This window comes from Rickettsia sibirica 246 (assembly GCF_000166935.1).
Classification (GTDB): Bacteria; Pseudomonadota; Alphaproteobacteria; order Rickettsiales; family Rickettsiaceae; genus Rickettsia; species Rickettsia rickettsii.
In genome coordinates, this window is record NZ_AABW01000001.1 from 342,473 (window position 1) to 360,839 (window position 18,367).

The following is an 18,367-nucleotide window of genomic DNA, read 5'->3' on the forward strand; positions in this document are numbered from 1 at the left end:
CAAATTATTTCCTTTAAAAACAAGAATTTAATCTTATGACCACAATACTAGTAGTAGATGATATAGAACTCAATATTAAGTTACTAACAGCCAAACTTTTAAAAGAGTATTATACGGTTCTTACTGCAAATAGCGGTAAAGAAGCACTAGCAATTCTTAAAAAAGAAAAAATTGATATTATACTACTTGATGTTATGATGCCGGAAATGGATGGATGTGAGGTATGTAAAACGATAAAAACCGATCCGGAAACTACTCATATACCGGTTGTCATGGTAACTGCACTTTCCGATATTGATGATCGAGTTAAAGGTCTTGAGGCAGGAGCTGATGAGTTTTTAACAAAACCGATTAACGATACTGCTCTATTTGTAAGACTTAAATCGCTATCTAGAATGAAAAGCTTAATTGATGAGTTAAAGCTTCGTAATAGCACTAATGCATTATTAGGCGTAACAAATATCGAAATGCATGACACTTTTGCAGATAAAAAAATATTACTAATTAATGATGATGTGGTACAAGCTAAAAATATAAAAAAAATGTTACTTAAGCTTACCCAAAACGTAAAGGTAATAAGTAATTCCGATGAATTAGATATTATAAATGAATATACCCCCGATTTAGTAATTATCAGTAGTACGCTCGAAAATGACGATCCTTTGAGGATCAGTGTTATTTTAAGAGGTAAAGCAGAAATAAGCGGCGTAGTAATAATTTTACAAATTGATGAAGACGGTATGCCTTTGGTTGTGAAAGGTATTGAACTCGGTATTAATGATTATTTCGTTTATCCTATAGAGGAAAGCGAATTGCTTGCTAGAATTAGAACACAATTAAGACGTAAGCAATATCAAGATAATTTACGTAATGATCTTGAACAAAGTGTCAATTTAGCAGTTAAAGACGGTCTAACCGGCTTATTTAATCGTCGCTATTTCGATATACATCTCAAACAAATTATTGAGAAAACTAATAAAGAAAGTATTAAATTATATTTACTTATGTGCGATATCGACAATTTTAAACATGTAAACGATACTTACGGTCATCAAGCAGGCGATAAGGTTTTAACAATTGTATCCCGTATTTTGAAGAATACTCTCAGAGTAACAGACTTAATAGCAAGATTCGGCGGTGAAGAATTTACTATACTCTTAACGGATATAGATATTTCTAAAGCAATTGAAACTGCGGAGAGAGTTAGAGTTAAAATAGAATATATGAATTTTCACATTGAAGATCAAATTGAACCTTTAAAAACAACTATTTCAATCGGAGTTACGAAATATAAAAAAGCAGAATCAATAGAATCTTTCATTGAACGTGCTGACAAAGCTATGTATGAAGCTAAAACAACGGGTAAAAATAAAGTAGTAAAATTATAATTGATTTTTTAAAGTAAAAAAATAATGAGCAATTCTTCCAAAAAACATCTTGATTTACCATATAGACCAGGGGTCGGCATGATGATATTAAATGCCGATAACCATATATTCGTCGGTAAAAGAATAGATACAAAAATATCTGCATGGCAAATGCCGCAAGGTGGGATAGTTCCCGGCGAAACACCAAGTATTGCAGCAATGCGTGAGATGTTAGAAGAAATAGGCAGCGATAAAGGATATATTATTGCCGAAAGCAAATTCTGGTATAGTTATGATGTACCAAGCTTTTTAATACCTAAACTGTGGAACGGTAATTTTCGTGGACAAAAACAACGCTGGTTTTTAATTAGGTTTACCGGAAATAACGAAGATATTAATATAAATACCTCTAATCCGGAATTTGACCAATGGCGTTGGGCATCACTTGATGAACTCTTATCTATTATAATACCGTTTAAACGTAAACTTTACCAAGCCGTCGTAAAAGAATTTGAATCATTAATTCAGTAAAAATTTTATATATATAGTACTTGTAGAACAGCACTATTTACCTCTTTATCACCTTCAATTCATTTATAGCACTAAATAATGAAATATCCGTATTATTGCCTAAAGTAAATACAGCACACTCATTTGTTCCTCTAGACAATAAACTAATCTTTATCGCAACTAGATTCAATCATATAATATGTACGTACTATCATTCTTTATTAGGTTATAATTATTATCACCGATTATATGTGCAGTAAATGCATTTGCTAGATTAGATATAGTTATATTAGCAATAAAATCTTTTACTTCTCTTATATGAAATAAGTTTATAATGAAATTACTTAGACAGTAATTTGTTGTTGTTTCAGTTTCCCAATTAACCGTATCAATTTGAGTTTCCGGCATTAAAAATCATGAATTTATATCTTCAAACGCAAATTTTAGCTCTCTAACCAATCCATATAAAATATATTTTTTATCAGCAATATGTACAAAGGTATGATCAGGATGCTCATCTAAAAAATATGTAGAGGTATTAGAAAAAGGTTTTAAATGTACAGAATATACCTTATTTCTATCAAGGCTTTGGTCATCACTATTTTCACTAGAATCAGCTGGTATTAAATTTGGTAATAAAATAAGTCTACAAAAATAACCGATTAACTTAACTCTATTTGGTAAAAATTTAATATGATAATTTGGCATAACGTTACTTTATGTTTATTATAACATGTCTTATTATTAAATTTTCTCACTTAATACTGTCATAGTTTTTTTTCTATATCAAAGTTAAAATATTGATCTTTATAAGGCTCATCTGCAAGTTATATAATGCCACCACTCAATTTTACATGCTTTAAAATTATGGTTTTGCATCTTAGAACATAAATAATTACGTTTTGCTAAATATTGCTTATCAATTAATTTACTATCATGAGGTAAAGCTTCATCAAATAAGTCAAAAGAAGTATACATGTCTACCGTATTGTCATCTAAAGAGGATTATAACACGCGCGTCTTTCAGCTTTCTCTGAATAATGACTTCAGAATTATTATTAACTTCCTTCTGAAGCTTTATTATTGATCAATCTACAGTACTCCTACTATGACTAGATCTTTCAGCTATATAACCTAATATAAAACATTTAGACTTATCTGTATATGGGTAAAAGCTTTCCTTATTTTTTTGATCAATATTATCTTTGCTCCATCTTAAAAATGTTGTACAGCTTTTTGTGGTCTATATGCATATAATCAGTGAATAACCATCTTTTTGTACCTCAGCTTGTACTACTTTAAGAGCCTTAACAGCTTATATGGTTAAAATTGCTTCCGGTGCTTTATAACCATCTACCTTTTTACCAACAAAATTTTCATCTGAATAATAATGCATATTTTGAATAATTGTAGGGTCGATATCTTTCAGATACATGAACCCTTTAAGTAAGGATTTAGCATATATTGGAAGAAAGCTCATAAATATAAAAATTAAACTTGTTAAAATCAATTTCATAAAATGCTAGGCTTTGTAAAGATTTCTAATTGACTTTATTTTGAGATATTTTTTAGTGCAAATCAAATCGTTTTAGAGATCTTCACAGAACCTAATATAAAATAGACTCCTTGGCATAATCTCTTTCTAAAGGTAATGTGGATCTGGTACTCGAATCCTTACATAGATTTGTTGGCTATGCTCCGGTTCTATGTTCCGTGCCTCCTTCAAATTCCTCTTTATAAAATAGGTTATGCAAGAAGTCTAATATTTATCTTATACAAAATTTTATTAAAAACTATGGGACTATTAACAGTACTATAGTAAACTCACCCCCATTTTGTGCCAGGCACGAAGGTAGAGCCTATATATATAATAGACGAGAGGATGAACAACGAAGCACAAAGTTCAAATCAGTTTACTATACGGATGAATGGTAGCGAGGGAGGGATTTGAACCCCCGACACACGGATTATGATTCCGTCGCTCTAACCAGCTGAGCTACCCCGCCAGGGGAAAAGTGTTTATATAATTTGTTAAGAAGTGTCATTCTAGATAAAAGCGGTTGCATGGCTTGGAAAATGTACTTAGTGTCATACCGTGGCTTGACCACGGTATCCCAAAAAATAACTTAAAATACTCATTAATTTAAATATTTTAAGCTGGATCCCACAATCAAGTCGCGGGATGACAATAAAAAATTGATCCATGCAACAATTGACTAGCAACTTCTCAAATTGTATCTTAACGTTTAGAGAATTGTGTTTTCTTACGTGCTTTACGTTGTCCGTATTTCTTACGCTCTACTACCCTAGAATCACGTGTTAAAAGACCACCTTTACGCAAAATAGCATGAAAATCCGGAGCAGATTTATCTAAAGCTTTAGAAATTCCATGTAAAATAGCACCTTTCTGTCCTGAAATTCCTCCACCTCTAACAGTACAAATTATATCATACTGATCAATAGTTTTTGTTAAGACAAACGGCTTTAAGATAGTTTTTACATAAGTTTCAGAAGGAAAGTACTGGGCTATTGTTTTTTTATTAACAACTATTTTTCCTTTTCCTACTTTAAGCCATACTCGTGCTATAGCATTTTTTCTTTTACCTGTAGCATAAAACTTGCCTAAATTATCTATTTTTTCTTTAGGAGTTTTTAATACTAAAGGTTCTTTAGTTAACTGCTTTTCTACTTTTTCTGTTTTAATTTTTAACTCGGGCATATTCTATTACTTTTTATTTTTTGGATTTTGGCTTGCAAAATCATAAACAGTAGGTTGCTGTGCCATATGAGGATGATCACCATTTGCATAAACATACAAATTACTCATTTGCTTAGCACCTAAAGCATTTCTTGTAATCATTCTTTTTACGGCCATTTTAATAACTCTCTCAGGGTGTTTACCACTTAAGATTTTACCTGCCGTAGTATCTTTTATCCCACCTGGAAATCCTGTATATCTGTAATATATTTTTCCGTCTTTGGGATTTGCTTTTTTACCTGTTAATTTTACATGCTCCGCATTTATTATGATTATATTATCACCACAATCTAAATGAGGTGTAAAGCTAGGCTTATGCTTACCACGTAGCATATTAGCAACTCTGCTAGCGAGTCGTCCTAGTACAATATTTTTTGCGTCTATGACCCACCATTTCTTTTCAATTTCCGATGGCTTTGCCGAGTAAGTTTTCACAATAGTATCTTTTTAATTAGAATTTAAAATTAAAGAATCAAGCAACATACTTAATAGCATTAATACCCGCTATCTGTCAAGCTAAATATAATTTATTTACTTCCGAATATTATTTTTCTATCGGTAGAAAAATATAAATTATTATTTGCGCTTAGCCCATAATAACGAATATTTTTTATAATTTTGACAACATGAGGTATCATGTTTAATCCATTATTATCAACATCAAAACTATATAAAACACCGTTAACGGAAATAACATTTAAACTTCGCTTATTGTTATTATTAACTCCAACAAAAGGTACTAAAAAAGCAGCAGATTTTAGTTTCTTAGGATCTTGTCCATCATTTAAATCAGCTACAAACTTTACTTTCCCTGTTTCAGGATTAAATGCTGCTATTTGTCTAGCATTATTTGTTACAAATAGACTATTACCGATTAAAGACATTGATTGAATATCCTCGGCATTTACCTGCCAAATCACACTGCCGGTTGCTACATTAAGCTTAATAAGCTTACCAAGACCGGTTGCTATATAGAGATTCATATTATCATGAACGGGAGTACATAAAATACTTGATTCGTCAAAATTCGGTATAGCTGTACGATCATTAAGATTTGTAAACTCAAAATTCCATTTTACTTCACCGTTTGTTATATTTAAGGCAAGTATTTGCCCGGAATTATAAGTTATTATTACATTGTCATACTGTACTATCGGCGTCATAAAATAACTAGCCGACAAAACTTCCGCTAGGCTTTCATGTTCCCATACGGTTTTTAAAGTTTCTGCATTTAAAGCAATAGTTTGATTACTGATAGTTTGCACTAAGACAGTATTATCATTGAGCACAATAGGCTTAATTCTAATAATATCCGGAAGTTCTTTTCTAATTATTTCATAACCTGATTTTGCATCTAGCACTACTAACAACCTTGAACCGTATGTTACGTATAATTTTCCGTTATGGTGTAAAATTCCGCCGCCTATATAATTATCTTTTTTATGTCTACTTAAATTATAAGACCAAATAATCTTATTTTTCTCTATAGAAAATGCAGAAATATTCGATCTAATATCCAATGCATAAATCATATCGCCTATAAAAACCGGCTCGGTAATCGTTTTACTTCTAGCGAAACTATACTGTTTATTCTTAAGCATATTTGCATTAAATGCATATATATTTGCATTAGAATCTAAATATATAGGCTCATGAGTCTGAATTGCTAATTTAGAAGTCAACTCAACAATATTTTTTACCCTTTTTGGTCCAAGCCCGTTACATGAAATTAAAATAAACGGTAATAACAGAAGTGCTATTTTTTTTGTCATATTTTTCCTTAAGTATGAATTATTATTTATTTAAATTTACAAGCAATGCTTTAGCCTGATCTTTTATTAGATCAGATACATTATTTGAAATTAATAAATTTTTTAGATTTTTTTCTGCTTGCGGTTTCATATTATTCTTAATATCCCACATAGCTTTTATAATAGTTGCTGTAGCCCAAAAAGGTTTTTTCTCGTCATCAAAATAATTTAAATATTTGGTCAATTTCTCTTTATCTTGAATATCTAGATTGTGATCATCAATAACAAGACTACACCATGAAATACGTGCATAAGAAGTAGAAATTTCGGAATATTCTTTATTTTCAATAACTTTATTAAGCAGGTCTTTCGCTTCTGAATATTTTTTTTTTGAAATCTTTATGGCTACTTGTTCTAATGCAGCTATTTCTTGGATTTTAGTATTACTAGTAGTAACTAAATTCTCTAAAGTATTAAAAGCTAACTCTTCATTATCTTTTGTTGTTTCCAAACCAACAGTCTTAACAAGAATATCTCCGTTTTTTTGGTTATTTTTAATTCTTGTATCTTTATTATTATTAATAACAACCATTATAGTAATAGCTATTATAGAAATGATTATTATTATAGGTAAAAGCTTTTTGAAAAAAATTAACCTTTTTTCTTCATTGTGATCACTCAGTACTTCATCCAAAATATCAGTCATATTTTATTATTTTTATTTATTTTTACAGCCAAATTTAATCTTAGCATCTTCTGCCATTTTCTTGGATGCGGCAGTTCTATTAGTTGGAAATTCCTTATCAAACTTAGCAAGCATATTACATGCTTCCTGAGTTTTTTTTAGTTCGCCTAAGGAAAGTGCTAACTTCAATAACCCATCGGAAGATTTTGCCCCTTTCGGTAACTCTTTATAGCCTTTTAAATAGTTAACCGCTGCCCCGTTATAGTCTTTTTGTTTAAAAAAGCATTCCCCATACCAGAAATAAGCATTACTAATTAGCAAACTGTTAGGATATTTTTGGATAAAATGTTTAAACTTATCTTTTGCTTCAGTAAGTTTATTATCTTTATAAGCAGCAAGAGCCAAATCGTAGGCTTGCTTATCAGGAGCTATATCCTTATTAACCGCAATAGGTTTTTTAGGCGCATTATCCGGCATATCTTTAAGCAAAGCTATATCAAAAACATCTTGTTTTTTTGAATCACCGGCTTCTAAAACTTCAGTATTTTCTTCTTGATTTGAAATATTTGAGTTCTGCGTTAGCATATCAATTTTATGCTGTAAAACCTCAACTTTACCGATTAGCCTTCTGATTTCTTGTTCCTGTTCATCTAGTCTATTTTCAAAATCATTATTTGCTGCATATTTTAAAGGCTTTCCTTTAATAGTTTCGCTTTCTCCGAAAGAAAACATAGAAAATAAAAAAGTAAATAATAAGACAATCAGTTTCATATATTTTTTAAAAATTTATAATTTTTTTATAATACCGAAATTTTTTTAATATTCCACACAATTTTTTATATTTCAATACTACAGTCATATGTAAACGTTATTGTTATGGTGGTACCTTCATTTATCTTACTTTGCAAATCAAATTTACCGTTCATAAGTTCAACCAGCTTTTTAGTAAGCGGCAACCCAAGACCGGTACCTTCATATTTTCTACTAAGCTCACTATCAATTTGACCGAACGCCGATAAAGTTTTTGGGATATCTTTTTCCTCAATACCGATACCGGTATCTATAACTTTTATATATACTAATTTTGCTAACTCATCTTTTTCAAGTGCAATAGTAACACTTCCTCCGGGATTCGTAAATTTCACAGCATTTGATAAAAGATTTAAGAATACTTGTTTTAGCCTTTTTGGATCAGCCTTTATAACCACATGCTCTTTCGGTAATCTACTAATTAAAGCCACTTCGGCTTGATCGGCACGAGTCTTAACAAGTATCAGCGAAGAACGAATTAATTTATTTAAATCAAGATCTATACTATCTACTTTTAATTTATCGGCAGAAGCTTTAGAAAGATCTAAAATATCATTAATCATACTAAGCAAATGCTTACCGGCATCATTTATATCTTTAATATAATTTTTACTTTTTTCTGCATCTCTTTCCGACATAAGAATTTCCGAAAAGCCTATTATAGCATTAAGCGGTGTACGCAATTCATGACTAATATTAGTAAAAAACTTTGTATTTGAAGAGCTGGTTTTTTCTACTTTTACTATTTGAGCTTTTAAATTTCTATTTATTTCAAGCTGCTCCTCAATGATTTGTCTAGCATAGTTAGTATTACTAATAATTATAGTGCAGAATATTATAAAAATAATGATAAAAGTTATAAAAACCTTTTGCTCAAGAGAGGTTATATTTTGCCACTGGCTGGTAATATTAGTGTTAATCTCAAATACTGCATCTACGGGAAAATCTAAATTATTATTTATAACAGGGATATAGCTAGTAACAAAAGAAGCCTCTTCCACTGTTAAATCACTTTCATTTTCTATTACTACCTTTGGTAATAATATATGACTTGTAATACCTTCAAAAGCATCTCGAAGCGGAGCTTTTGAAGTAAAGGATTTTAAAAAAAATTTATCGATTTTTGCGGTAACTATCTCAACCAAACTATCATCTTTATAATTGTCTACACTATACATATGTAACATATTACTAGTGATGAATTTATTACCTTTGAGATCGTAGAGAGAAATATTAATATTAAGATTGGTGAACCATTGAGCGGTAATCTTTGCAAAATTAATAAACTCTTGATCTTGTAATAGTTTTAAATAATCGAATTTGTGTAATTTACTGATTACGTTCTGATGAGTATTCCAAATATTATCAGTGTAAAGTTCTACAATTTTAGTATGTTCCAAAGCCACTTGTTTTACTATCATTTCTTTTATCATAAAATAACGATAAAACATCATATTTATGACAATATTAAGAAACAATATAATGAATGACAATCTTACTATATACTTATTATGGTTCATTATAAGACCTAGTAGTCATTTTTAACTCAACTGATGTCATCCCTGCGGAAGGCTTGCTCGCATACCAAATCGTCATTGCGAGTGACTAAAAGGAGCGTGGCAATCTCATAAACCAGGGTTCCTGAGATCGCGTACGTACAAAACTTACGGTTTTTCCGTAGCTTATGACGAAGAATCTATCCATGCAGCAAAACCGAGAATGATATTATCCTCTCTACTTATCTTCTTGTTTAACTCTCTCTTTTGTTTCCAGCTTCTTATTAATAATCAACCCTGTAATTACATCATAAGCACGAGCAAATTGATAATCTTTTTTGTATAATTCCGATAATTCATTCTCTTCTTGTTTATTATTTTTGGCTTTTGTTTCTTTTTGGCTATCTTTGTTTTTAGATGCATTATCTTTGTTTTTTTCATTATCATTCTTCAAATAATTTTTTAAAGAACTCTCAGAAAAACGCTTATCTATTTTTTTCACTTCTGGATACTCAACTTTCGCCGGCTCAATTAAAATATCAGGCTCTATTCCTTCTGCTTGAATAGAACGACCGCTTGGGGTGTAATATTTAGATATAGTCAGTTTTACGGCAGCCCTAGAATTGATTTGCGTTAAAGCCTGAACTGATCCTTTACCGAAAGACTTAGTGCCAAGTATTATTGCTCTTTTATGATCTTGCAAAGCTCCGGCAACTATTTCCGAGGCAGAGGCAGAATTACCGTTTATTAAAACTATCATAGGTACTTTGGGAGCTTTTAACGAAAACTCATTTGCTTTAATTTCGCTATTACTGGATGTAGTTCTACCTTTTGTTGTTACAATTACACCGGAATCAATAAAATAATCACTAACAGCAATAGCTTGATCGAGTATACCTCCGGCATTATTACGTAAATCTAGAATTATACCTTTAAGGTCATCTTTACTCTCAGTTTTTAACTTCTTTACTGCTGCCTTCAGCTCAGAAATTGTTGACTCATTAAAAGTAGTTATACGTATATATGCAATATTATTTTTTTCTAAATGTGCTTTTATCGGCTTGATTTTTACTATTTCGCGAGTAAGCTCTAGCTCTTGCGGTTTTGCCTCTTCTTCCTTAATTATCAACAATTTAACCTTAGTACCAGGCGTACCACGCATCTCTTTTATAGCTTTATTAGGACCAAGTGTAGAGACTAACTCGTCATCCACGCCTACTATATAATCCCCACCTTTAAGCCCTGCTTTAAAAGCCGGCAAATCGTCAATAGGCGATATTATCTTAATTGCTCCGCTATCATACATTATTTCAACACCAATTCCGCCGAATTCACCTTTTGTAAAAGTAAAAATATCTTCTAAATCCTCATCGGTATAATAGCTTGAATGGGGATCAAGTGAGTTTAACATACCGTTAATTGCTTCATCTATCATTTTTTGCCTATCGGGTACCTGTACATAAGCCTTTTCGATACGTTCAAATACGTCTTGAAATTGCTTATAAGCTTCCTGATTTGATATTTTATTTTCAGTTTCTTTTTCTCCTTCTGCAAATGCACAAATAGAATTTATAATAAAAAATAGTGTTATAATTAAACGTAATAACATAATACTCCAAATATGTGTGTTTTTTAAGCAAAGTCATTGCGAGGAAAATTACGAAGTAATCTTAGGATATTTGACGAGATTGCCGCGTCGCCTACGGCTCCTCGCAATAACGATTAAATATCCAGCTCACTAATAATTTTATCCATTTTAACTAAAGCCTGTTCATAAATAAATTGAAATCTTTTTTCCGGCTTTTTACCCATTAAATCATCTACTATTTTATCAACATTTTGAAAATCTGCTAAAGTTACCTTTAAAAGCGATCTTTTTTCCGGATGCATAGTAGTTTCCTTTAATTGTGCAGGCATCATTTCACCGAGACCTTTAAACCTACCTACTTCAATTTTAGCTTTACTAGCTTTTAATAATTTATCCGTTAACTTAGCTTTTTCCTCTTCATCGCCTGCATAATAAGTTTTATTAGACTGCGTTAAACGATAAAGCGGAGGCTTAGCTAGATATAAATGCCCCTCTTCTACCAATTTCGGCATTCGTAAAAAAAAGAAAGTCATTAATAACGAAGCTATATGAGCACCGTCAACATCTGCATCAGTCATAATAATTATTTTTTCGTAACGCAGATTTTCTTTTTTATAATTCTTTAAACTACCGCAGGCAAGAGCTATTTCTAAATCTTGTATTGCTTGATTATTAACGATTTTCTCAAGCGTAGAACTCGCAACATTTAGAACTTTACCCCATAGCGGTAATACTGCTTGCGTTTCTCTATTACGTGCTTGTTTTGCAGAGCCTCCTGCCGAATCACCTTCTACAATAAATAATTCCGTCCCTTCAGGTGAAGTGCGTGTGCAATCGGCAAGTTTACCAGGTAAACGTAATTTTTGAGTGGCATTTTTACGGGAAATATTTTTTTCGTTTTTCTTACTGATTCTAAACTCAGCAATGCTAATTACATGCTCAAGTAAATTAGTAGCCAAAGCTTTATCGCTACTAAGAAAATGGTCAAAATGATCTTTTATTATATTCTCGACCGGTTTACTTACACCGTTTGATACTAATTTTTCCTTAGTTTGTCCTTGAAAAGACGGCTCAGCTATAAAAATAGAAAGTACGACACTTGCGGTTTCTAAAATATCCTCAATAGTTAGATTAGCAGCTTTTTTATTCCCTATCATTTCACCATATGCTTTAAGCCCACGTAAAATAGCCGACTTAAGTCCTTGCTCATGTGTTCCTCCTTGAGGAGTCGGAACAGTATTACAATATGATTGAACAAATGCCGAGCTATCGTTATTTTGCCAACAAATCGCCCATTCAAGTTTTATCCTGTCCGACGTAGACTCTATATTACCTGCAAAAATTCCCGGAATAACTAAATTATCTAAAGTTATTTTTGAACTTAAATAATCTTTTAAACCGTTCGGGAAACTTATTAATGCCTTTTTAGGTATATCTGACTGTACTTCTACTTCGCATGCCCATTCTATAGTAACACCGCGATATAAATAAGCTTTTGACCTTGCAAGCTCATAAATTTTTTTAGGATTAAAATGTAATTTTTCACTAAAAATTTCCGGATCGGGAGTGAAATTTATTGATGTACCTCTTAGCCTTTTAGATGCTTCTTCACATATTAAATCAGTTAATTTTTCTCCTTTAGAATAACTTTGGCTATATAATTTACCTTGTTTATAAACCTTTATTTCTAAATGTTTAGATAAAGCATTTACTACCGATATTCCAACACCATGCAATCCGCCTGCAGTATGATAAACATTATTTGAGAATTTACCTCCTGAATGAAGAGTAGTTAAAATTACTTCTAAAGCTGATTTGTCAGGAAATTTAGGATGATTATCAATAGGGATACCGCGACCGTTATCAAATATAGTAATACTATGATCATGATGCATTGTTATCGTGATGATACTTGCAAAGCCGGCGACTGCTTCATCCATAGCATTATCCAGCACCTCAGATACTAAATGATGCATAGCATTTGAATCAGTACCCCCGATATACATCCCCGGTCTTTTACGAACAGGCTCAAGCCCCTCTAATACTTCAATATCTTTTGCACTATAGTTATTATCGACTAGCTTATTTTTCTTTTCTTTGTTAAAGCTGAATAAATCGCTCATATATTAGAGATTTAATTAATTATTTTCTCTCCTAAATTAAACTATTTAACATAGAAAAGCAATCAAGCTTTAAAGAAATTGTTTGAAAATTCTACGTAATTGCGAGGCAAAACTGTAAGTTTTGACGAAGCAATCTCAGGATTTTATACTATTTTATGAGATTGCCACGCTCCTTACAGTCGCTTGCAATGACGATAAAAATAATCTTATCAATATCCCTTAGCTTTGATTAACATACAAGCTATGTTAGCGTTTCCTTGAGCTAATGCAATATCTAATGGATATTGGCACTCATCATTTAGAGTAGAAATTTTAATACCTCGTATAACCAAAAATTTTGCTAAATAGTAATTATCGTTATAAATAGCAGCAGTTAGTAATGTCTCACCGCTTCTACCTTTTTCTTGCAATATAGGATAAACGTCAAGTAACGCACGCAACCCAAAAAGATTGTTTCTATCCACTGCTCTAAAAGCATTCTCTACTGCACTACAATAAGATAGATTGGCATAAATATCTTTCTTTTTATTTATATCATTACCATATTTAATAAAACTCTCTACAACTTTTCTTCTTTCGGCACTTGCTATCCATTCTGCTTTCTTTTGGAACAGCTCTATATATGCATACATATCCATCTGCTCTAAAGTTGCCTGCTCTGTTAGTTTACCAAGAACTATATCATCATCAGGTAAAAGTAACATTTGTGTTTCATCTTTAACAAATTTTGTTACCAACTCCGATGTTTCATTATTTACGTTATTATCTTGTTTTTGAATCGTGACATTTGGAGAGCTTACCGGAGGTGATTTCTCTTGATTATTTGTAGTTTGATTATTATTAATTTGTAAAGGCTGAAGTTGATTCAGCTTCACTACAACAACGGGTATAAGCGGCGTATTCCAATCTTGTTTTTTTGGGACATCTGAAACAGCTACAAATGTCTCTTGCGAGTTATTGAGTACTGCTGAAGAATCGGTTGTAGGAATTACTTTAGACGGAGTAGTAACGGGTGTATTTGGGCTAGTCGGTGTTATAGGCTGTGTAGAAGGTTGATTTGTAGGCATTACCGAAGGTGCAGGTACATTACGAGGTACTGCCGGAGGTACTGTTGTCGGCATAGTACTTGATGTATTATCTTGGGTTACCGGCGGGCTAACCACAGGCGGAGAAACAGCAGGTATATTAGTTATAGAGGGCGGTGCTATCGGTGCTACGCTTTCTTCCTCTTTATTAGCATCAGGAGGGGGATTAAACGGAATAGGCTTATGCACAGGCGGCAAATTGGTTGGTTTATATATTTGCACCGGTCGCTGCGGAGGCACTACATAACTTTCTGCTTGAGCCGGAGGCATAGATACTATCGGTCTCGGTACGTTAGGAATTATAATATTAGAAGCTAAATTTGTATCATTATGCTCATTAGAAGCAACTTGTGCTTCATGCATTTCATTACTTGTAACACTAGGTAACGTTGCACTACCAATATCTATAAAAGATTCAGATACCTCGACTTCATTAGATTCCTGAATTTCATGAGAAGCTAAATTTACACTACTTTCATGACTGGGATTTGTATGAACGTTATCACTTGTAGCACTAGGCAATGCTGTATTACCGACATCTATAAACGGCTCAGCTTGTTCATTGTCATTAGGCCCTTTGGAAGCTAGCTTTGGTTCTTCTTGATGGGCTGCTTTAGTTTGTTCACTTGCTTGTTTAGGGGGTATATCTTTCTTTTTTGGTTTACTAAAAAATTGCTTAAATTTATCAAAAAAAGAAATATTGGCACTAGAGCGAACATCCTTATCTTTAGTATCTACTTCGGCAGCCGGTAATGATGGCGGTAAGGGCGGAGGTGAAGCATAACTTTGAACTATCACTAATAATAGATTTATAAAAAATAATATCTTACATAATTTATTTAACATATAATGCCTTATTAAATAATTTATTTGATAGCAGGAGGTTGTTCGATGTCATTCCTGCGAAAGCAGGAATCCAGGGTAAAGCGAGATAAATCGAGCTTTTAATATTAAAACTTACTGTGTATATACCTTTTAATTGCTGGATTCCCGCATCCGCGGGAATGACATAAAAAAGCCATACACCTCCCCCGCTTTTAGCTAGCAATGACATGCACTGCCCTACCTCTTACTATTCTGCACCAATTTCTTTATCTCAATCTCTACTAACTCTTTAACAAGTACAGGTAGATTTTTATCAAGCCAAGCTTTAAGTTCTGGTTTTAACATCTCAATTACTAATTCTTCAAGTGCATTTTTAGATGAGATATTATTATCCAGCTTTTTATCTTTAATAGTATCGGTAAAATTTTTAAAAATATCACCTACCTCTTCAGCAGATTTAGTTGATATTAACTTTTCTTCTTCATCTTGATTTACTATTTCCGTTAGCTCTAATACATCTTCATCTTCGCTATCATTTTCATGAATAGGATTTTTACGCTCGTTTATTACTCCTTTAATCGATTTTAATATGTCTTCTATCGACATATCTTGGTTCTTTTTATTGTCCTTACTCACGTTAGAAACCTATAAACATTTTCTTTTTAATAGTCTTAAACTCTTCTTCAGGACTAAAATATTTTACTTTAAGTTTTAAACTTTGAGCCGTTAGCTCGCCGGTTAACAATTTCATTTGATATGCCGCAAGTACTGAAGATTTATACGCATCCACACGAGTTATTTTTGCTTCGTATAATTTTTCTTCGGCAGTTAAAACATCTAATATTGTTTTAGATCCGACTATTTCCTCTTGCACAGTACCGTCATATGATATTTGAGCAGCATCCACTCCTTGATTAGCGGCAACAATACGAGATTTTGCTGCTTCAAATCCCTCCCACACGCTTACAACCCCTGCTTGGGTCTGCTTTATCACATTATCAAGCTGAACTGCACTATTTCTTGTTTGATTTTTAGCCGATCTGATTCTTGAATATTGAGCTCCTCCCTCAGGATAAATAGGGATATTTACCGAAAGAGTAGTAGTATAGCTTCTATTATTTATAGCATTTATATCACCTTGTGGATTGTAGTATGTTCTACCGGATTGCAGTTGCACACTTACTTGCGGTAATAATTTCCCTTTTTCTGCCATTTCTAAAGCTTTAGCCGCAGTTACATTATGCCTTGCCGAATCAATATCAGGATTGAGTTTAGCAGCTCTTCCAGTTAACTCATCTAATGAAGCAGGTAACATTTTAGGTAACTCAGGCATAGTTATATTAGTCGGCTCTATTCCAAATACTCTAATAAAATTTGCTTTTTTTCCTTGAAAATCGGCATAAGCAGCTAGTTTATTCGTTTCTGCTGCTGCAAGCCCCGCTCTTGCGGTTGCTATATCTACTTCCGTTGCTTCTCCAAGTCTTAATTTTTCCTCAACGGTGTTAACTTGTTGTATGTTAGTGCGAACTCTACTTTCGGAAATATCATATTTCTCTTTGCTCTCAAAACAATCAAGATACGCAGTTATTAAATTTAATAATATTTTTTGTTCACCGGCATAATATGCACCCCGTGCAGCTCTAAATCCTGCTTGAGCAGCTTTAAGCGCCGCAACGCTAGAACCACCATTAAATAGAGACTGTTGAATTGTTAATGCACCTTGATCACTATCTGTGTCCCTTGGAGTAAGACCAAGCCTATCAGCATATTTTTTATTATATTTAGTCTTATTATGTTGTCTATTAATCTGTAATCCGACACTAGGCATAAACCCCGAAAAAGCTCGCGGAAACTGCTCAATCGAGTCTAAAAACTTAATTCTAGCAGCTTTCAGCTCCTCATTATTCTTATATCCTTCAGTTAAAGCGCCCTGCAAATCAACTGCTGCAACCGAACTAGTTAGTAATAATGTAACAATAAATGTAATTAATTTACGCATAAATTTCTTGAATCATTGATAATATGTTAGTTAGATTAGTTTAATCTTTCAAGAATATACCTATATCCTAATAAAACAATATAAATCTATTGTAGCAATGTTAGCACGTAATATAACAAAAATTAATATCAAGGGCAATGATAACTATTTTACATTTTATTTTACGGTTATAAAGCTTTAAGATTAATTAATATTTGATAACAAAATAAAATTTTATGTCTATAATTGATTTTTCTAGTTTCAGCGGATTAAATAAAGAATAACAAAGATTTTTAATAAAATTAAAAGGTTTTACCAAATCTTTGAAAATGAATGTAAAAGATTTAGAAGATCTTATTTTATATTTTACAAAATTCTTTAATGAATTATCTCACACTGAAAATATCGATGTAGCGAAAATAGAAAAACTTTTTAATAGGACAATCCAAGAATCTATAACTACTTTATCTGAAGCACTTGAGAAAGCATATCAAGAACAGTTAAAAAACAAAAGATATCTTTTTATTTGACAGGATTATTGTAGAAAAATGTTTAAATGTTTTAGAACACATTTTATTTCAGCAAGAATGAGATAAACTCTATCCTGGAGCTTCTAAAAAAATTATAGAATCATTAGACAATATATTAGTCGGGGTTATATCGACTCAAATACCGATTACCGATGCTTGGAATATTTATACAAACAAGAGGAATACTTGAAAAAGTAAATAATCTTATTGACTCTGAAAAAATTATTGCCAAAAATAACAAAATTGCATAATGATATAAAAGAAATAAGGGAAGAAGCTAAATCTCATGAGAAGCTTGAAAACATCTATGAAAAAGCCAAAAAAGTTGCTACAATTTCAGAAATATCAAAAGAACCGACTCGAAAAATTATTGAAATAGCAAATAAAAACCCTAATAACCAAGCTTCACTAGAGAATATTGTAAAAGCTACTAAAGCTATACCAAAAAGCAAAGATGAAGTAGAAGAAAAAATAACAGAACTAAAAAGTAATATTGAAAGTGCAATGCCACAAGATACAAATATTGACAAATTAAACTCTGTAAAGAATACTATTTCTGGTAATCTAAATGAAGCTAAAACAGAATTATTAAAAGTATTACATCCGGAAGCTTCTTGTAGCGAAAAGATAGAATCCTTATGTAAAGCAGCAGAAAAAGCTACGAAAATTGCAAGCAACATAAAAAAATAGTAGGAGTAATACCAGGAAGTCAAGAACTCGGAAATGTTATAAGTCTCACAATAAAAACTAACTTATTACCGCCTCCGGTCTTAGCAATTGCAAAACTCACTCCTGATATAGCTAACTTAGTTAATATAGGTAAAGCAGTGGTTACTATACTTTCTAAAACACACAACTTAA

20 protein-coding genes and 1 tRNA gene are annotated in these 18,367 nt (G+C 32.1%); 4 read left to right on the forward strand and 17 right to left on the reverse strand.

Annotation, left to right across the window (positions count from 1 at the left end; genetic code table 11):
• Nucleotides 1-35: 35 nt before the first annotated feature.
• Both RSIB_RS03985 and RSIB_RS03980 read left to right on the forward strand, forming a co-directional pair.
• Complete coding sequence (locus RSIB_RS03985; protein WP_004996357.1) at nt 36-1,388, forward strand: PleD family two-component system response regulator; 1,353 nt, start codon at nt 36-38, stop codon at nt 1,386-1,388.
• Nucleotides 1,389-1,412: 24 nt separating this feature from the next.
• Complete coding sequence (locus RSIB_RS03980; protein WP_004996360.1) at nt 1,413-1,898, forward strand: RNA pyrophosphohydrolase; 486 nt, start codon at nt 1,413-1,415, stop codon at nt 1,896-1,898.
• A 165-nt stretch (nt 1,899-2,063) separates the two neighbouring features.
• On the opposite strand, the gene RSIB_RS05830 is transcribed toward RSIB_RS03980, so the two are convergent.
• From RSIB_RS05830 to RSIB_RS03915, 17 genes are all read right to left on the reverse strand, one after another.
• Nucleotides 2,064-2,285, reverse strand: a complete 222-nt coding sequence (locus tag RSIB_RS05830; protein WP_014273277.1) for a hypothetical protein — start codon at nt 2,283-2,285, stop codon at nt 2,064-2,066.
• 6 nt (nt 2,286-2,291) lie between these two features.
• A complete protein-coding gene (locus RSIB_RS03975; RefSeq protein WP_004996362.1) occupies nt 2,292-2,585 on the reverse strand; it encodes a hypothetical protein in 294 nt (97 codons plus the stop codon).
• 108 nt (nt 2,586-2,693) lie between these two features.
• Entirely contained in the window at nt 2,694-2,855 is a 162-nt protein-coding gene (locus RSIB_RS03970) for a M15 family metallopeptidase domain-containing protein (protein WP_004996367.1), read from the reverse strand.
• A 337-nt stretch (nt 2,856-3,192) separates the two neighbouring features.
• Nucleotides 3,193-3,393 (reverse strand): M15 family metallopeptidase domain-containing protein, encoded by a 201-nt coding sequence (locus tag RSIB_RS05835; RefSeq protein ID WP_010976975.1) that lies wholly within the window; start codon nt 3,391-3,393, stop codon nt 3,193-3,195.
• Nucleotides 3,394-3,806: 413 nt separating this feature from the next.
• Nucleotides 3,807-3,883: transfer RNA gene (locus RSIB_RS05840), tRNA-Met, on the reverse strand.
• A gap of 233 nt (nt 3,884-4,116) precedes the next feature.
• The gene (gene rpsI / locus RSIB_RS03965; protein WP_004996371.1) at nt 4,117-4,596 is read right to left on the reverse strand and encodes a 30S ribosomal protein S9; all 480 of its coding nucleotides are present in this window, start codon (nt 4,594-4,596) and stop codon (nt 4,117-4,119) included.
• A gap of 6 nt (nt 4,597-4,602) precedes the next feature.
• Complete coding sequence (gene rplM, locus RSIB_RS03960) at nt 4,603-5,070, reverse strand: 50S ribosomal protein L13 (RefSeq protein WP_004996373.1); 468 nt, start codon at nt 5,068-5,070, stop codon at nt 4,603-4,605.
• Between the two features lie 92 nt (nt 5,071-5,162).
• Complete coding sequence (locus tag RSIB_RS03955; RefSeq protein WP_004996375.1) at nt 5,163-6,407, reverse strand: outer membrane protein assembly factor BamB; 1,245 nt, start codon at nt 6,405-6,407, stop codon at nt 5,163-5,165.
• Nucleotides 6,408-6,429: 22 nt separating this feature from the next.
• Nucleotides 6,430-7,092 (reverse strand): DUF2659 family protein, encoded by a 663-nt coding sequence (locus RSIB_RS03950; RefSeq protein ID WP_004996377.1) that lies wholly within the window; start codon nt 7,090-7,092, stop codon nt 6,430-6,432.
• 12 nt (nt 7,093-7,104) lie between these two features.
• Entirely contained in the window at nt 7,105-7,842 is a 738-nt protein-coding gene (gene ybgF, locus RSIB_RS03945; protein WP_004996379.1) for a tol-pal system protein YbgF, read from the reverse strand.
• Nucleotides 7,843-7,907: 65 nt separating this feature from the next.
• On the reverse strand, nt 7,908-9,401 hold the full coding sequence (locus RSIB_RS03940) for a sensor histidine kinase (protein WP_032850863.1): 1,494 nt from the start codon (nt 9,399-9,401) through the stop codon (nt 7,908-7,910).
• 214 nt (nt 9,402-9,615) lie between these two features.
• Complete coding sequence (locus tag RSIB_RS03935; protein WP_004996384.1) at nt 9,616-10,986, reverse strand: S41 family peptidase; 1,371 nt, start codon at nt 10,984-10,986, stop codon at nt 9,616-9,618.
• A 113-nt stretch (nt 10,987-11,099) separates the two neighbouring features.
• On the reverse strand, nt 11,100-13,088 hold the full coding sequence (gene parE / locus RSIB_RS03930) for a DNA topoisomerase IV subunit B (RefSeq protein ID WP_004996386.1): 1,989 nt from the start codon (nt 13,086-13,088) through the stop codon (nt 11,100-11,102).
• 209 nt (nt 13,089-13,297) lie between these two features.
• Nucleotides 13,298-15,019 carry an ankyrin repeat domain-containing protein gene (locus RSIB_RS03925; protein WP_004996388.1) on the reverse strand — a complete coding sequence of 574 codons (1,722 nt, stop codon included), beginning with the start codon at nt 15,017-15,019 and terminating at the stop codon, nt 13,298-13,300.
• Nucleotides 15,009-15,227 carry a hypothetical protein gene (locus RSIB_RS09670; protein WP_016769902.1) on the reverse strand — a complete coding sequence of 73 codons (219 nt, stop codon included), beginning with the start codon at nt 15,225-15,227 and terminating at the stop codon, nt 15,009-15,011. The genes RSIB_RS03925 and RSIB_RS09670 overlap by 11 nt, the downstream gene beginning before the upstream one ends.
• A gap of 8 nt (nt 15,228-15,235) precedes the next feature.
• Entirely contained in the window at nt 15,236-15,634 is a 399-nt protein-coding gene (locus RSIB_RS03920) for a DUF2497 domain-containing protein (protein ID WP_010976966.1), read from the reverse strand.
• Between the two features lies 1 nt (nt 15,635).
• The gene (locus RSIB_RS03915; RefSeq protein WP_004996393.1) at nt 15,636-16,997 is read right to left on the reverse strand and encodes a TolC family outer membrane protein; all 1,362 of its coding nucleotides are present in this window, start codon (nt 16,995-16,997) and stop codon (nt 15,636-15,638) included.
• Between the two features lie 308 nt (nt 16,998-17,305).
• On the opposite strand from RSIB_RS03915, the gene RSIB_RS05850 reads away from it, so the two are divergent.
• Together RSIB_RS05850 and RSIB_RS03910 are read left to right on the forward strand one after the other, a co-directional pair.
• A complete protein-coding gene (locus tag RSIB_RS05850; protein ID WP_032849764.1) occupies nt 17,306-17,506 on the forward strand; it encodes a hypothetical protein in 201 nt (66 codons plus the stop codon).
• A 207-nt stretch (nt 17,507-17,713) separates the two neighbouring features.
• A complete protein-coding gene (locus tag RSIB_RS03910) occupies nt 17,714-18,196 on the forward strand; it encodes an LMBR1 domain-containing protein (protein ID WP_016728142.1) in 483 nt (160 codons plus the stop codon).
• Nucleotides 18,197-18,367: the final 171 nt, after the last annotated feature.

Excerpts from the sequence above, each read along its gene's own strand:
- parE (WP_004996386.1), bottom strand. The coding sequence starts at position 13,088 with ATGAGCGATTTATTCAGCTTTAACAAAGAAAAGAAAAATAAGCTAGTC.
- RSIB_RS03975 (WP_004996362.1), bottom strand. The coding sequence starts at position 2,585 with ATGCCAAATTATCATATTAAATTTTTACCAAATAGAGTTAAGTTAATC.
- RSIB_RS03980 (WP_004996360.1), top strand. The coding sequence starts at position 1,413 with ATGAGCAATTCTTCCAAAAAACATCTTGATTTACCATATAGACCAGGG.
- RSIB_RS03915 (WP_004996393.1), bottom strand. The coding sequence starts at position 16,997 with ATGCGTAAATTAATTACATTTATTGTTACATTATTACTAACTAGTTCG.
- rpsI (WP_004996371.1), bottom strand. The coding sequence starts at position 4,596 with ATGCCCGAGTTAAAAATTAAAACAGAAAAAGTAGAAAAGCAGTTAACT.
- RSIB_RS09670 (WP_016769902.1), bottom strand. The coding sequence starts at position 15,227 with ATGTCATTGCTAGCTAAAAGCGGGGGAGGTGTATGGCTTTTTTATGTC.
- RSIB_RS03985 (WP_004996357.1), top strand. The coding sequence starts at position 36 with ATGACCACAATACTAGTAGTAGATGATATAGAACTCAATATTAAGTTA.
- RSIB_RS05830 (WP_014273277.1), bottom strand. The coding sequence starts at position 2,285 with ATGCCGGAAACTCAAATTGATACGGTTAATTGGGAAACTGAAACAACA.
- ybgF (WP_004996379.1), bottom strand. The coding sequence starts at position 7,842 with ATGAAACTGATTGTCTTATTATTTACTTTTTTATTTTCTATGTTTTCT.
- RSIB_RS03970 (WP_004996367.1), bottom strand. The coding sequence starts at position 2,855 with ATGTATACTTCTTTTGACTTATTTGATGAAGCTTTACCTCATGATAGT.
- RSIB_RS05835 (WP_010976975.1), bottom strand. The coding sequence starts at position 3,393 with ATGAAATTGATTTTAACAAGTTTAATTTTTATATTTATGAGCTTTCTT.
- RSIB_RS03925 (WP_004996388.1), bottom strand. The coding sequence starts at position 15,019 with ATGTTAAATAAATTATGTAAGATATTATTTTTTATAAATCTATTATTA.
- RSIB_RS03935 (WP_004996384.1), bottom strand. The coding sequence starts at position 10,986 with ATGTTATTACGTTTAATTATAACACTATTTTTTATTATAAATTCTATT.
- RSIB_RS03940 (WP_032850863.1), bottom strand. The coding sequence starts at position 9,401 with ATGAACCATAATAAGTATATAGTAAGATTGTCATTCATTATATTGTTT.
- RSIB_RS03955 (WP_004996375.1), bottom strand. The coding sequence starts at position 6,407 with ATGACAAAAAAAATAGCACTTCTGTTATTACCGTTTATTTTAATTTCA.
- RSIB_RS03950 (WP_004996377.1), bottom strand. The coding sequence starts at position 7,092 with ATGACTGATATTTTGGATGAAGTACTGAGTGATCACAATGAAGAAAAA.
- RSIB_RS05850 (WP_032849764.1), top strand. The coding sequence starts at position 17,306 with ATGAATGTAAAAGATTTAGAAGATCTTATTTTATATTTTACAAAATTC.